Source organism: Mesorhizobium montanum (assembly GCF_033977145.1).
Taxonomy (GTDB): Bacteria; Pseudomonadota; Alphaproteobacteria; order Rhizobiales; family Rhizobiaceae; genus Mesorhizobium; species Mesorhizobium montanum.
The window spans coordinates 1-14,197 of the sequence record NZ_JAVIJF010000038.1; the positions used below are offsets into that span (position 1 = coordinate 1).

9 protein-coding genes and 5 pseudogenes are annotated in these 14,197 nt (G+C 59.8%); 4 read left to right on the forward strand and 10 right to left on the reverse strand.

Annotation, left to right across the window (positions count from 1 at the left end; all coding sequences use genetic code 11):
- Window positions 1-472 precede the first annotated feature (472 nt).
- Window positions 473-1,231, forward strand: a complete 759-nt coding sequence (locus tag RFM68_RS32335; RefSeq protein ID WP_320237004.1) for a class I SAM-dependent methyltransferase — start codon at window positions 473-475, stop codon at window positions 1,229-1,231.
- Between the two features lie 8 nt (window positions 1,232-1,239).
- Here the strand turns inward: RFM68_RS32335 and RFM68_RS33745 are convergent, their stop codons facing one another.
- The 6 genes and pseudogenes from RFM68_RS33745 to RFM68_RS32355 form a co-directional block, all read right to left on the reverse strand.
- Entirely contained in the window at window positions 1,240-1,422 is a 183-nt protein-coding gene (locus RFM68_RS33745) for a transposase (protein ID WP_430695000.1), read from the reverse strand.
- A 70-nt stretch (window positions 1,423-1,492) separates the two neighbouring features.
- Window positions 1,493-1,633, reverse strand: a pseudogene (locus tag RFM68_RS33750) (transposase); the annotation flags it as partial.
- Complete coding sequence (locus RFM68_RS33755) at window positions 1,585-1,998, reverse strand: transposase (RefSeq protein ID WP_430694998.1); 414 nt, start codon at window positions 1,996-1,998, stop codon at window positions 1,585-1,587. The gene RFM68_RS33755 and the pseudogene RFM68_RS33750, both read right to left, overlap by 49 nt.
- A 513-nt stretch (window positions 1,999-2,511) precedes the next feature.
- On the reverse strand, window positions 2,512-3,003 hold the full coding sequence (locus RFM68_RS32345) for a GNAT family N-acetyltransferase (protein WP_320237018.1): 492 nt from the start codon (window positions 3,001-3,003) through the stop codon (window positions 2,512-2,514).
- Window positions 3,004-3,107: 104 nt separating this feature from the next.
- Window positions 3,108-3,713, reverse strand: coding sequence for a beta-ketoacyl-[acyl-carrier-protein] synthase family protein (locus tag RFM68_RS32350; protein ID WP_320237019.1), 606 nt, complete (start codon window positions 3,711-3,713; stop codon window positions 3,108-3,110).
- Window positions 3,714-4,106: 393 nt separating this feature from the next.
- A complete protein-coding gene (locus RFM68_RS32355; protein WP_320237005.1) occupies window positions 4,107-5,183 on the reverse strand; it encodes a lysine-2,3-aminomutase-like protein in 1,077 nt (358 codons plus the stop codon).
- Window positions 5,184-8,020: 2,837 nt separating this feature from the next.
- Between RFM68_RS32355 and RFM68_RS33760 the strand changes: the two are divergent.
- The 3 genes and pseudogenes from RFM68_RS33760 to RFM68_RS32365 all read left to right on the forward strand — a co-directional run bounded on the left by RFM68_RS33760 (window position 8,021) and on the right by RFM68_RS32365 (window position 9,990).
- Window positions 8,021-8,592 (forward strand): annotated as a pseudogene (locus RFM68_RS33760) (transposase).
- Window positions 8,593-8,597: 5 nt separating this feature from the next.
- Window positions 8,598-8,693: a hypothetical protein gene (locus tag RFM68_RS33570; RefSeq protein WP_347343995.1), complete on the forward strand. Its 96-nt coding sequence runs from the start codon at window positions 8,598-8,600 to the stop codon at window positions 8,691-8,693.
- A gap of 523 nt (window positions 8,694-9,216) precedes the next feature.
- Entirely contained in the window at window positions 9,217-9,990 is a 774-nt protein-coding gene (locus RFM68_RS32365; protein WP_320237006.1) for a class I SAM-dependent DNA methyltransferase, read from the forward strand.
- 608 nt (window positions 9,991-10,598) lie between these two features.
- Here the strand turns inward: RFM68_RS32365 and RFM68_RS32370 are convergent.
- From RFM68_RS32370 to RFM68_RS32390, 4 genes and pseudogenes are all read right to left on the reverse strand, one after another.
- Window positions 10,599-10,850 (reverse strand): annotated as a pseudogene (locus tag RFM68_RS32370) (IS91 family transposase); the annotation flags it as partial.
- 119 nt (window positions 10,851-10,969) lie between these two features.
- Window positions 10,970-11,638, reverse strand: a pseudogene (istB, locus tag RFM68_RS32375) (IS21-like element helper ATPase IstB); the annotation flags it as partial.
- A gap of 466 nt (window positions 11,639-12,104) precedes the next feature.
- Window positions 12,105-13,555, reverse strand: a pseudogene (locus RFM68_RS32385) (aldehyde dehydrogenase family protein).
- A gap of 278 nt (window positions 13,556-13,833) precedes the next feature.
- Window positions 13,834-14,169, reverse strand: a complete 336-nt coding sequence (locus tag RFM68_RS32390; protein ID WP_320237007.1) for a hypothetical protein — start codon at window positions 14,167-14,169, stop codon at window positions 13,834-13,836.
- Window positions 14,170-14,197: the final 28 nt, after the last annotated feature.

The window sequence follows — 14,197 nt, forward strand, 5'->3', positions numbered from 1 at the left end:
AGAGGTGTCCCTGCCGGGACCGAGGCTGGTCCATTCCGTTAAGACCGTTGCACCACGAGTTTGCTCGGAGCGTGCGAGACATACATTGGAAGGCCCATCCCGCGAAGCACCATGATGCGGCGACCGAATGTCGACCGCGTAGACGACCATGCTCCCGGCAAACAACCTCCTGCGTCAAAAGGCGCTTGCAAATCTCGCTATTAGACGACGGTCTTACGTTCGAACCGCGGTGCGATCGTCAACTGCGGCAAACGCTACCGAGCGACTTCGGGAAGGGCGCGTCGGCCACCGCTACCTTGATCGAGCATCAAAGCTATGCCCATGCGAGCACAATCACAAGGAATATCAGTAGCCTCCGATCCTAAGCACGACTACTTAAAAGTGAAACAAAACAATAACAAACATTCGCTTTCAATTAATCCAACAAACGGCATTAATATGCACGAAATCAGCGTTGCACATGGAGGTTAACATGGATCACTGGTCTACACCGCTTTCTGCACAAGAACTTGAGTCATATTTCAGCGAAGATTACTTGCATTTTTCTGACTTGGTCAATCCGCCTGAGAGAAGTGACCGGGAGGCAGGAGCCATTTGGGAGCTTCTTTCTCTGGCACAAGGAAGCTCAGTTCTTGAACTTGGATGCGGTTATGGGCGGATTACCAACCGGTTGGCGGAAAAAGGCGCGCGAGTAACCGGATTGGATATCTCGCCGATCTTGCTGAAAAAAGCGGAGGCGGATGCGGCTGAACGCGGGGTTGATGTTGAGTATATTCGAGGGGATATGCGCTCACTCCCCTGGCGAGAACGGTTCGATACGGCCTTTCTATGGTACACGACGTTTGGCTATTTCGATGAAGCTGACAATGAGAGAGTTCTTCATGAAACCGCTGCTTCACTTATAAAGGGCGGGCGTCTGCTAATCGATCAGATCAATCGTTTCTATTTGCTGCGCGAGCAGTCACCTACCTACGAGGTCGTACAGCGCGGCAATGATCTAAGAATCGATATAGTGAACAACGACGCGCTGACCGATCGTCGAAACTGCGAAAGGATCGTCGTCCGCGGTGGTTGCGTGAGACGCATGCATCTTTCAATCAGACAATATGGATTTTCAGAATGCGTTCGTATGTTGCGAAGCGCGGGGTTCCATTCGGTTGAGGTCTATGGGCAGGAAGGCGGAGAGTTTACATCTGATGGCCCGCGCCTCGTCGTCGTCGCGTACAAGTAGGTGAGCGATTAGGCCGTAGACTCATAAGCTCGGAGCCACAGCCGCATTGAAGCGAGCTGGACCATGGCGAGGTAGTTGGTTGCGAGCTTGTCGTAGCGGGTGGCGACCCGGCAAAAGTGCTTCAGCTTGGAGAAGAAGCGCTCGATCAGGTTGCGCTCGCGATAGAGAGCCGCTTGTAGCAGGGTTTCCAGCGCCGGTTGCTCTTGGGCGGGATGTTGGCGTGGCGCCCTGGTCCTGGATCAGCTCGCGGATGCGGTCGGCGTCGTAAGCCTTGTCGGCCAGCACGATGGTGCGCGGGCCGAGATGGTTGAGCAGCGTGTCCGCTCTCTGTCCGTCATGCATCTGCCCGGCGGTCAGGCCGAGCCGGATCGGGAGGCCCTGCGCGTCGACGACGACGTGGATCTTGGTCGTGAGCCCGCCGCGTGATCGACCGAGACAGTGATCTGCACCCCCCTTTTTGCCGTCGCGGCCTGCTGGTGGGCGGGAACGGAGGTGCTGTCGATCATCTGGATTCCGCCGTCGTGCGCAGCAGTGATGGCGTCCATCAGCCGGTCCCACACGCCCGCTGCCATCGCAGGAAGGGGTTGTAGCAGGTGGTGCGCGGTCGTGCGCTCAGGCAGGTCGCGCCACGGCGCACCGGATCGCAGCACCCAGAAGATGCCGTTCAGCACCCGCCGGTCATCGACGCGCGGCACGCCCCTTGGCTTGCTGGGTAAGAGCGGCTGAATCACGCGCCACTCGAAGTCGGTCAGGTCGTATCGGCTCATGCGAAGTCTGAATCAGCAAACGGCCGAAATGGAAAGTGCAGATGGCCGAGACCTGCATTTTACGTCTATGCTTTGAGCATGGCCCTATCCAAAGATACAGCTGTTCCGCCTATGTGAAATCGGGTGGAAGCTCTGGGACCCGATCGGACTGGCGCATCACGGGAGCTCGCCCGATGGAGGAGTGCGCGGACGAATACGATCGTTACCAACTCCATGTCGTCAGCATGCTCTCTCGCGGTGGCTCAAAGGATGAAGCTACCGTATACCTCACCGGAATAGCGTCCGAGCACATGGGGCTGTCGGTTGTGGACCCGACGCCGCAGCGGCGACGGCCCATATGCGATAGCCGACTACCTCATCTCCCTACCGGATGGACCGAAGACCGTCCGCTGAACACATTTATGGGTTCACGGCCTAGTAAGTCGGTCCTGACCCCAAAAACTAGCATGACGTATCCGGGGGAACCCTGACAAGAGGCAGCGGGCGCTATCAGTTCTGCCTCGAGAGTGGTGTTTAGTTTCCGCTGCGACAAAACTTCTCGAATGCCGGGCTGTAAAGCCTGTAACTCGTCTCATCGTTTGCCGGTTCGAATCCATGCCGAAGATAGAAGCGAGCACCCGCCTGATTGCCATGATCGACGGTCAGGCGGAGATAGTGGTAACCGTCATTGCTAGCGGCCCGGGCGACGTGGCGCAGCAGCTTTTCACCAATCCGGGTGCTTCGGAATTCCTCGTGCACGAACAGGTCCTGGATGTACAGGCCCGGCTTGCCCATCCAAGAAGAAAACATCGGGAAGTAGAGGCAGATGGCGGCGATCTTGCCGTCGACCTCGGCCAGCATCACGCTAAACTCCCGCCGGGGCCCGAACCCGGCGGTTTCGATATCTTCCCTGGTACTTTTCAAGCGCGCGGGAACACCGAGGGACTCAGCCAGTAACCGAAGCGCCAGCAGGATCTCTTCGCAGTCCTCGCATTCGGCCACCCGGAATGACAATCCAGACATCATCATGATCCTTTCTGCTGCGGTCGCCAGCCGTGAGAGAAGCCGATTTGCTCAGGAAGCGACCTCAAGCAGCGTCGCGGCCCCCATACCCCAGCCGACGCACCTGCTCACCACGGCGAAGCGCGCGCCACGCTGGCGTCCTTCCAGCAGCGCGCGTGGCCGACTAGGAGCGACCCGCTCATCCCGTAGGAATGGCCGATCGAGATCGCGCCCCCATTGACGTTCAGCTTCTCCGGATCGAGTCCGAGCCGATCGCGGCAATAGACCAGTTGCGCAGCAAAGGGGGCTTCGTTGATCTCGAAGAGGTCGATGTCGTCGATCGGGCAGGCTGTGGCGCTCGAGGAGGGACAGAGTCGCCAGGCGGGGCCGACGCCCATTTCTTCGGGCGCGCACCCAACGGTCAACATGCCACGAAACAGACCGAGCGGCGCAAGCCGCCGCCGGGAAGCCTCCTCGCCCGACATCAGGACGTAGGCCGAAGCTCTGCCGGAAAGCTGCGAAGAGTTGCCTGCAGTTAAGGTGGAATCCTCTTCCATGGAAGGGATCAGTCCGGAAAGGCCCGCGAGACTGGTGCCGGGTCGGTTGCATTCATCGCGCGAAAGCGTGCCGGTGATCCGGCTCTCTTCGCTGCTGTCGCGGCTCTTTTCGACCTTCTCGGGCAATGTCATGCAGATCATCCTATCTTTCTTGCCGACTCGCGCATACGCGGCCATGGCGTTCACGAATAGTTCGAACAAGTCGCCTTGCGCCAAAGCGTTGGTTTCACGCTGGTCAGCTTGGGAAAGCTCAGACCGGATGGCAGAATGCTGCTCCTGGTGCTGACCTTCCTATTCCTGACGATAACCCTGAAGGTCGCTTTACGGTTGGAATCTGCTTCCTTGGCGAATTTGACCGCCCCCAGCGCAAACAGATAAACATAATCATGGTCATTGATTGAATTTGTGGGTTCCCTTACGAAGAGTGTTTTTCTCTGACAGTTGGACTGGAACCACTTGCGCACGTTCAGGGATCTATCCCAACATGGGCGCAAGCCATTCGATCGGAGTACTGCCCAAACTTTTGCGAGGAGGAAGCCGTCGTCATAAGGGCCCGTGGTGCTTGATTGTTTAATCCGAAGGCGGATAGGCGTGCCCGCTGCCCTTGAAGTCGCGGACCGTATAGCAACCCGCATCCTCTTGCTGAACGGCATCCGATCCGATGACCACTTTGCCGTGCCCGCCCGGTATGTCGAGGATATAGGTCGGCTGGCAAAGCCCCGAGATTCGACCGCGTAAGCCTGCCACGAGGGCGAGGCCTTCCTCAATGGAGAAGCGGAAATGGCTCGTTCCATGGGCGAGGTCCGGGTGGTGAAGGTAATAAGGTTTTACCCTCGCTTCCACGAAAGAGCGCATGAGCGCCGCCAGCGTGTCGGGATCGTCGTTGACGCCCTTGAGCAGAACCGACTGGCTGATCATGACTATGCCCGAATCGACGAGACGGGCGCAAGCCTCGCGAGCCGCAGGCGTCAACTCGCGCGGATGATTGGCATGGAGGGCTATATAGGCCGTCTTGCCGCTCGCCCTCATGGCGCTAATTAGAGCCTCGTTGACCCGTTCCGGCTCGACCACGGGAACGCGGGTGTGGAAGCGGACGATCTTCACGTGATCGATGGCATCCAGCCGCTGCATGATTTCCCCGAGGCGGCGGGGTGAGAGCATGAGCGGTTCCCCACCGGTGAGGATCACCTCCCAGATTTCCGTGTGATTAGCGATATAGGCAAACGCCTCGTCCATGGCCTCGGGCGAGAGGGTGCCGAGCCCCTGCGGACCGACCATTTCGCGGCGGAAGCAGAAGCGGCAATATACCGGGCAGACATGCACGGCCTTGAGCAGGACGCGGTCGGGATAACGATGCACGATTCCTTCGACAGGACTGTGTGCGAGATCGCCGATGGGATCCTCCCGCTCCTCGGGCACCACATTTAGCTCGGCCGCATCCGGCACGAACTGGCGCGCGATCGGATCCTTCGGATCGTTCCGATCGATCAGTGCGGCGATGGCGGGGCTGATCCCGATGGCATAGCGCCCGGTCACGGCCCCCATACTAGGGTCTTCAGCCCTAACGAGGCCGGTCTCGACCAACTCTTCAGGTGTGCGGATGGGGCGAGCGCTTATTGGCTTAAGTTGATCGTGCTGCCCTGACATGTTGCTTTCCTTTCCTCATCAAGTGATCGCGCTATCACTCATGCCATGAATGCCGGTCGGCAGTTCCTGCCCGCGGCGAGCGAGCTTCAAAAGTCGTGCCAACTGCGCAGTAAGAGCTTCAGAAGAAATGTCCGGCAGCGTATTCAATAGCTCCCATTGGAGTCCTGCAGGACGCCTGGACACACAGCACCGTGTCACAGACTCGACAAACCCGACAGTTGTTGGATGTCAAGCATTCTCCGAGAAATGGCCGACAGGTTCCTTCGCGGGAAAGTGGGCTTACGCGCCATCCAACCGTGCCCCGCGCTGTCTCATGTCAACGATATTCGACAAGCTACATAGCAGCATGAGAGATATGGTATTGTTTGTTAATGGTGTTCTCCTTTGGCACGGCAGATGCGTAGTTATCCGCAAGCGCTTGCGTACCGAGGAGAAATCACATCATGACCACGCTCATCGACCATGCTGTTACCGCCAAGACAATCGCGCTTTCCCGACCCGCGAAGCAGATGGGAAGGCTTGGCAATCTAATGGCAGGGTGACCAAAAATCGGAAGTTAGACACGTCTGAAACTGGCTCGATTTACCGTCATGTCGCCGCATCGGACACCACGAAAGGTGAGGGCAATACACCGGGCAATGTCGATACGCCTTGCTGTACGGATGAGCGATTTTTGGCGGCCGAAGTGGCATGGCATAAGGGAACCGCGTCCTCCTGATCTCGGATCCGCACCATGCCGTTAAAGGCTAACGCCGCTCGTCGTCGCTGCATCCCGAACCAGCAATACCGGTGGCGAATTGGGCGGAGTATGGCTCTGCCTTGCCAGCGCGGAAGCCTCGCCGTTTTCTGACGAGGCGATTGTCGGCTGGCGGGCCCGAGCCCGCACGACACAAGGCGCTGACGTACGATCAAAGGCGGTGCCGAGCGATGCGGCAGAGACTGAGCCGACTCAGCGCGATCGGTATCTCCAAAACAAAGCGCAGCGTGGAGGGAGGCACCCGGCAAGCGGTCCGGGTACACGCCGTGGCCCTGGTGGGGGCCGCCATCAGCAGCTTCAAACGAATGATTGGAGATGCGCTGCGTTCGCGGACTGACCGACGTCGGAGGTGGACGGCGGTGGCGTGGCGGAAGCCGTGTGGCGTTACGTGCTTCGTTTGCAGCGACGGCATGGTTTCAGCCGCCGCCTTCATATAGGCGGCACGCGGGCTCATCCATCTCCGATAAATCTTTCTCCCGAAGGACGTATACGGTATTAGCTCCAGTTTCCCGGAGTTGTTCCGTAGAGATGGGTAGATTCCGAACAGCCGCTGGTCTGGTGCCCGCGGCTGCCGTTCAAGCAGCTTTTTCAACAACATCACGGTTTCCGGCCAAAGCGGGCAGATACGCTCTTTTCGGCCTTACCCGTAAGTCGGACGCCGTTCGGGCTATCGAACCGGATCGCCTCGGGGCACATATCGAGTGCTTCCTGTATTCGCGCCCCGCTGTTGTAGAGGAAATGAGAGCAGCGCATTGTCGCGCATGCCTTCGAGGGTGTCGATTGGTCTGGCTGGGCAAGGATCGCTGCCACTTCCGGTGGATCCAGATAGCAAGGTTCCGATGCCGGCGCCCGCTTGATCGGGATGTTGAGGATTTCAACGCATTGCGCGATCGAGGCAGGATCCCTGGTCGCCGCGAAGTTGAAGAAGCTGCGGGATTGCGGCAAGCCGGCAGTTGCGGATGCCGATGAGCGCCTCAGGAACGCAGCGACTTGCGCGGCGGTCAGATCGGCCAGCGAGATTATCGCAACTTTCTTCTTCGCGCGGTCAGCGACAAATCGGCGGAACAGTCGCCAGGTATCACGGTAGGAGCGGACCGTGTTGACGGAGGCATTGCGTTACTCGACGCGCCATGCGTAGAAGAACGCGCGCATCAGTTCCGGGAAGGGATTGGCTTGCTCATGACCGCACCTCCCACCCGAGATTGAGACATGGCGCGCCCAGGGCCCTGAACCGTTCGTTCGCGAGATGCAGCAGATCCTGCGTGACGGTGATGAGACCAGGGTGGAGTCGATATCGCCAGCCCGACGCCGTGCAGCGATGTAGGTCCGGAGTTCGGTCATCACACTGTCGGGGAGTGGCAGGATTCGGGTCTTGAAGAACTTGGTCTGTCGAACCGTGATGGTGCGTCACGCTCGTACGACCGAGTTGTTGCGCGCCGCAGTGTCGAAGATTCGACCGGTTCCTACAGTTGAACCCGCAACTGGAACCGAGCTGCTGTGCGTAATGATCGATCAATGGGCGGCCACGAAGGATACGCGCAACCATGCATATGAGCGCGAAAACCTCGAGCGCATCTTCGCAAAAATCCTGCGGCGCCGCGACCCGTCAGTTCCCCGGCGTCGACCGGATCCGAGACCCCGAAAGGAAGTGGCCCGGCAGTGGCGAAAGCCCATATCTACTCTCCTCCCGACGTACGGCGAATGCTCGACATTGCCCGTTCGTATCCCTCGCCGCCGGCAACACTTCGTCTGTTGAGCATCTACACCATGCTGTTGCTGGCCTCCTGTGCGGGCCTGCGGCGCGGAGAGTTGGCTAGGCTGGGTCTTGGTGACGTCAATCCCGGTGACGGCAGCTGACTGCTGCCACATGAGCGACACACAGCAAACAGGCGCCGGTGAACGAGTGTGAGAAGGCGATGACCTGCATGGGCAGACGATCGAACAGATCGGGATCGGGAAAACCAGTCAGAGAACACGTGGATGAAATGGACCCGATCCGCAGATCACCATACCGGCCCGCGGCTTTTGGAAATGCCGCGCCACGAGGCCTGAAAGAAGACCGTACTCGATCACGCGTCTTATGGGTCAGAAACTTCTGGCATTCAGGGCGGCAACCAATGAAGTCCACCGGGTCATCGACTGGTGCCGTGCCAACGATGTCGCCTTCATCCTTGGCTTGGCGCCCACTACGACGCTGGGCAAGCATATCGCGGATCTGGAGACCAGCACGACGGCTCGCTTCGAAGCGTCGGCGAAGACGGGCAAGGTCCGCAGGTTCAAGGAGTTCGTTGACGGGGCCGCCAGTGGAGCCGCGTGGAGGGTATCATCGCCCACGTCGATCGGCGCCCAGGGTGCCGCCACCCGCTTCGTCGTCACCAACCTAGCCGGCGGAAGGCCAAGAGGCTCTACGAGGATGTCTACCGCCGGCGCGGCGCGGCCGAGAACCACATCAAGTCCTGGAAGACGCATCTCGCTGCCGACCGCACCTCCTGCACAAGAGCGACGGCCAACCAGTTCCGACTATTCCTGCATGCGGGTGCTTACTGGTTGATGTGGGGCCTGCGCGCCGCGATGCCGAAACGCTCGAGCTTTGCCGTCGCCCAATTCGAGACACCCTGCGATTGCGCCTCATCAAGATCGCCGCGCGGGTGATCGAGATGAAAACCCAGATCTGCCTGCACCTGCCGACATCCTGCCCCGACCAGCGTATTCTGCGCATCGTGCTTGATCGCATTCCGCGGTTCGCGACATAGCCACAGGGCGAAGACGCCCCGAAACGAACCCGCCGACCGCAACCTGCCCCCCGCCTGCCATCACGACGGATCACCCCCGCGCCTGCCGACACATCTGTCACCTTTGTCGGATTCGCGCCGCAGATGTGTTGAATCGCTCCATTATTTGGCGATGACTAACTACGTGAACCGTCACAATTTGCTCATTGCCGTGCCCCTCCTCGCAAAGGCAACTTGGCATGAATTTTGAACTCGTTGGCGCGAGGCGGCGGGGCTGTCGGCCGGCATGGATGTCGCGCGTAACCACGGTGGATGGAATCTAGGAAAGAAAGCAATGTCAGATCTGAGTCAGTTCATGTTCTACAGCAAGGGAATATCGGCGAACCCGTTCACCCCAAGAAAATACCTTCGTCGACCTAGGGCGGAGGGGTCCTCGTCTGCCGGCCGCGACACAAAGCCGACCTGGTAAACACCAGCAGTCAGAGCACAAGCTCTCGGAAGGCGCGATTTTAAAGTTGGTTAGGTAATTAAGTGAGGAAATGCCATGAAAGATAATGAGCAAGTGAAGGACGCTTATACCGCCTATGGCGAAATATGGAGCGATATCTATGATGAATTTGCGGAAGCGATGAATATGCCTGTCGAGAACGCTCGGGCAGTCAGCTTTCTAGCGCCCTTCGCGAAGGACGGGACCGCACTCGAATTGGGCGTTGGAAACGGCCATATTGCCTTGCCTCTTTCGGAGACGGGGGCGTTGGTTCATGGTCTCGACAACTCGGAGAGCATGCTTTCCGCGCTCCGCGCGAAGAGCGGCGGAGATTCTGTCAGGACGCACCTCGGCGACATGGCCGAGTTCGACCTCGGCACTAAGTATGATCTTGTGTATTGCATTAATAACACCTTCTCGCTTCTGGTAACCGTCGACCAACAAATCAGCTGCTTTCGTTCCGTCGTGAACTCCCTGAAAGAGCACGGACGCTTCGTGGTGCATCTGCACTACCCATACACTGCGGAGTTCTCTGATGTTGGATTAGGTCGCCAGACAACTACAGTTAGACATATCGATGAACGGCGATTGATGGTGCGCTTTTCAAAACATGATCGAAATAATCAGCTTTTTATTTCTCAAGACCTTTGGATAGCACCAAAAGCAACTCGGACTATGCCGATAAAGCTGCGATATGTTTATCCATCCGAGCTTGACTTGCTTGCGAAGTTCAGCGGACTCGAGCTTGTAGAACGTTACGGAGATTGGGAGAGGCGTCCGTTTGACAACGGATGTTGGCAACATAGGTCTGTCTTTCGCAAGATTGCATGAGAATTCCATAAGTCAACTGGAGGGAATCTGGCCGCGTAAACGCGTGAAAACTCGTCATAGGGCCATAGATCAGCTTCCGATACAGCCTACTGCGTTGCAGATAATCACTTGCATTCATGTGTCCTCTCCTTCGCGCCAATCGCGACGGAGAGACCCTAATCTATGCCGTTCCAGCTGCGGCTAAACCATGAAAAACGCTGGCGGAAACGCGCCAGCTCGGCATAGTTCGGCGGTCGGATAATGCAGAGCGTTTTTAGCTTGGCGTCGCGCAGAAAGGCGGGTGGCGAGAGCGCGCTGTCGCGGATTGCGACGGTGAGCTAAAAACGTGTTGGACTAAGCCGCCGGCACGGCTGGCCGCTATGGGTATTCAATTGAGGCCGCACCCGCGGACAGGCATCGCGTGGGCCGCAGACGCAGCCCGGACGCGGCGATTGCAGGTCGTATGGGTTGAAGCGACACGGATATATCGGCTCCGGCCAAGTGAGGACCGGCGCCACGCCCTGCCAGGAGGCGACCGGGAGGTGACAGCGCGCACCTTCGCGGGACCCGGCTCGGTTTCCGGCCGAACGGTCCGGGCGATAGATGACGAAGAAAACCGAGCACTACCTTCACGACGTATCCCGGTATGGCGGTGGCCCGGTGATGCCGTCGAAGACTTGACAATCGTCTGCCCTTGGTGACAGGCCGGGCATTGCCGCAGGGAGTGGCCCGTAAGGTCCTCGTAGCGGTCGCGATAGTCCTTTTCGATCGGCTCAACCGACGGCTCGGGAGCCGGCATGCCGAGCAGGTCGCGACAGCGGGCGAGCTTTTGTCGCGCGATGCCGATTGCCGAGAAAGCCGTAATAGCGGATGCGATGGATGCGCATTACGCTGATTGTGAGCAGCCATTTCACGAGATGGTGAGCGCTCATTTCATTTGATCGTGAGCAGGGATTTCACGCGATCATGAGCGGCCGCTTCGACCGACCTGTTGATGGATTCAGGTGTTTGCGGCTGCGTCAAGAGCGTGGGCGCGGGCTTTATGTTTTCGCACGCTTTCTCCGGTGAGTTGAAGGCGGTGAGCGTTGTGAACGAGGCGATCCAAAATCGCGTCGCCGAGCGTGGGATCGCCGACAACATCGTGCCAGTGTTCCACGGGGATTTGGCTGGTGACGATTGTGGAAGCGCGGCCATGGCGATCGTCGAGGATCTCCAGGAGGTCGCGACGCTTGGCTGCATTGAGGACCGACAGGCCCCAGTCGTCGAGGATGAGGGGTTGAACGCGCCCGAGCGTGCAGGCGGCCATAGCACCCATCGCCACGCGCTAGCGCGAGCGCCTCAAAGAGGCGCTGGACGCGATGATAGAGCACCGATCGATTGTCGCGGCAGGCCTTGTGGCCGAGGGCGCAGGCGATCCAACCCTTGCCCAACCCGGTTGCGCCGGTGACCAGCACGTTTCTCGTGGCGGTCGATCCAGTCGCCGGCGACGAGCCTGGCGAAGACGGCGCGGTCGATGCCGCGCGGGGTGCGCAAATCGACATCTTCCACACAGGCGCTCTAGCCGTTTGGTGTCGCGCTCGGCGGCTTCGCGATCGACAAGAAGCCCGATGCGCTCCTCGAACGACAGGGCATCGAGATCCGGTGATCGTCGCTGCTCCTCGAAGGCCTTGCGTCACATGGCTCATGCTGTGCTGCTAACTACGCTCGTAAGGACGACCTTAAGAGCGCAGCCTCGCTACCGTGCCATGCTCGCGCAAGGCGGCCCTCGCCGGAGGCGTACCCTTCACCTGCCCGGCCATTGCTCGATCGGCCTGTTCGACGAACAAGGACAGCACGCTTTTTTCCGGCGACGCCATTTACGACGCCCGCCTCATCGACGATATGCCGGATTCCATGGCGCAGCGCGGCGAATTTGAGGCGTGTGGTGAGACCGCACCGATTATTGCGCCACCATGCGCCGCCTGCTGGACCTTCCGGTACGTGTGGCCCATGGCGGCCACGCCGACAGCATCGACGGCACCAGGATGCGTGAGATCGCCGAGGACTATCTGAGACGGAACGAGGGTTAGGCGCGAGCCTGTCTCGCAACAGCAGACCTCTCAGCTGCAGCCCCCTCTTGCGGCCAAACGCGGGGATCAGCCCAGCCCTTCCTCGAATCCGCTGATCGCCTTGACCTCAAGGAAGTCCTCGATGCCCCATTTGCCGCCCTCGCGTCCGAGGCCCGACTGCTTGTAGCCACCGAAAGGGCTGCCATAAGGACGGTCTGTGCCGTTGATCTGCACCGTGCCGGCGCGGAGTTTGCGCGCCACCCGCTGGGCCCGCGCCTTGTCTCCGGTCTGGACATAGGCCGACAGGCCGTAGGGCGTGTCGTTGGCAATGGCGATCGCTTCTTCTTCAGTTTCGAACGGGATCATCGCCACCACCGGCCCGAAGATCTCCTCGCGAGCGATGCGCATGTCGTTGTTGGCGTCGGCAAAGACCGTCGGGCGCACATAGTAGCCGCGGTTGAAGCCTTCGGGCCGGCCGAGCCCGCCGGCAACGACGCGGGCGCCTTCCTTGATACCGGCATCGATCATGCCTTGCACCTTATCGAACTGCACGTCCGACGACAGCGGGCCGATATGGTCGCCCTCCTCGGCCGGGTTGCCGACCTTGACGGTGGCCGCATATTTCGCCGCGATGTCAACCGCCTTGTCGTAGACAAGGCGCTGCACCAGCATGCGCGTCGGCGCATTGCAGGACTGGCCGGTGTTCTCAAAGCAGTGCGCCAGCCCGCGCGTCACAGCGTCGGTCAGGTCGGCGTCGTCGAAAACGATGTTGGGCGACTTGCCGCCCAGTTCCAGCACCACGCGCTTGACCGTCTCGGCGGCAGCCTTGGTGATGGCGACGCCGGCACGCGTCGAGCCGGTGAACGACATCATGTCGATGCCGGGGTGGCGCGACATCGCCTCGCCGACAGTTGGCCCGTCGCCATTGACCATGTTGAACACGCCGGCGGGCAAGCCGGCTTCCTCCATCATCTCGGCAAACACGATCGACGATATTGGTGCGATTTCCGACGGCTTCAACACCACCGCGCAGCCGGCTGCCAGCGCCGGCACGACCTTCAGCGCCACTTGGTTCATCGGCCAGTTCCACGGCGTGATGAGCCCGCACACGCCGATCGGCTCGCGCACGATGCGCTCCTGCGGATTCTTTTCATTGAGCGGCTCCTCGAATTCGAAGCCCTTCAGCACGTCGATGAAGCTCTCGATGTGGCCCGAGCCGCTGGCGGCCTGGGATTCAAGCGCCAGCCTGATCGGCGCACCCATCTCCCAGGAAATCGCCTGGGCCATGTCGCGCACCCGCCTCTTGTAGGCGGCGAGTAGCTTTTCGAGCAGAACGATACGTTGTTCGCGGCTGGTCGCACTCCATGCCGGGAATGCGCGCGCTGCGCTGCCGCCACCGCCTTGTCGACATCGGCGGCGGAACCCAGCGAGATCACCGCGAAGGGCTGCTCGTCGGCAGGGTTGATGACTTCGAGCTCTTTCGCGACCGTTGGCGCGACCCACCTTCCATCGATAAAGAAATCCGTCTTGCGCAGCATGGCAGGCTCCTTGGTGCATGACCCCGAAAATCGCGATTTCAAATGCTGCAGCGCCGCGCGTCCAATTGGACGCGCGGCGCTGCAATGTTGTCCGTCTTGTGGAACGGCGCGCGGCACGTCCGTGTCTCGAATCCGACTGCATTTGTAGGTCGGCTTTGCCTTAGCAGGAAGACTTGGTTCACTGCTTCACGCGCTCTTGTATAATATAGCCCGTCACGGCTGGATCGCGCGCAGGTTGTTTTTATGAGGCTCGTCCATCGAGGCCACCATCATGTCCATCACAGGTTCGCGGCGCCAGGGCGGCAATCGCCTTCATCTTCGTCACCGCTGTTCTCGACATCGTCGCCATGGGCAACGGTGCGGCCTTCGCTGATCGAGGAGTTCGCCGCCGATGCCGGCTGGATCAACGGCGTCTTCATCGCGCCCCAGGGCCCTCTTGCAGTTCGTCTGCTCGCCATCATCGGCTGTCCGACCGCTACGGCGCCGAACCTGGGGTGGCTGGCTCTCATCGTCGCCGGCATCACCTTGTCGAGCTTCAACACCGTCTTCAAAACCTTGCAGCAGCCCCCCGAACCATCCTCAGCCTGGCCCACCGCACGCTGGGACACGTTCAAACTGGCGGCAGCTCCCTTGATGCCGAGA

Coding starts and splice junctions, on each gene's coding strand:
- RFM68_RS32335 (WP_320237004.1), top strand. CDS start 473: ATGGATCACTGGTCTACACCGCTTTCTGCACAAGAACTTGAGTCATAT.
- RFM68_RS33755 (WP_430694998.1), bottom strand. CDS start 1,998: ATGAGCCGATACGACCTGACCGACTTCGAGTGGCGCGTGATTCAGCCG.
- RFM68_RS32345 (WP_320237018.1), bottom strand. CDS start 3,003: ATGATGTCTGGATTGTCATTCCGGGTGGCCGAATGCGAGGACTGCGAA.
- RFM68_RS32350 (WP_320237019.1), bottom strand. CDS start 3,713: ATGGCCGCGTATGCGCGAGTCGGCAAGAAAGATAGGATGATCTGCATG.
- RFM68_RS32355 (WP_320237005.1), bottom strand. CDS start 5,183: ATGTCAGGGCAGCACGATCAACTTAAGCCAATAAGCGCTCGCCCCATC.
- RFM68_RS33570 (WP_347343995.1), top strand. CDS start 8,598: ATGAAAACCCAGATCTGCCTGCACCTGCCGACATCCTGCCCCGACCAG.
- RFM68_RS32365 (WP_320237006.1), top strand. CDS start 9,217: ATGAAAGATAATGAGCAAGTGAAGGACGCTTATACCGCCTATGGCGAA.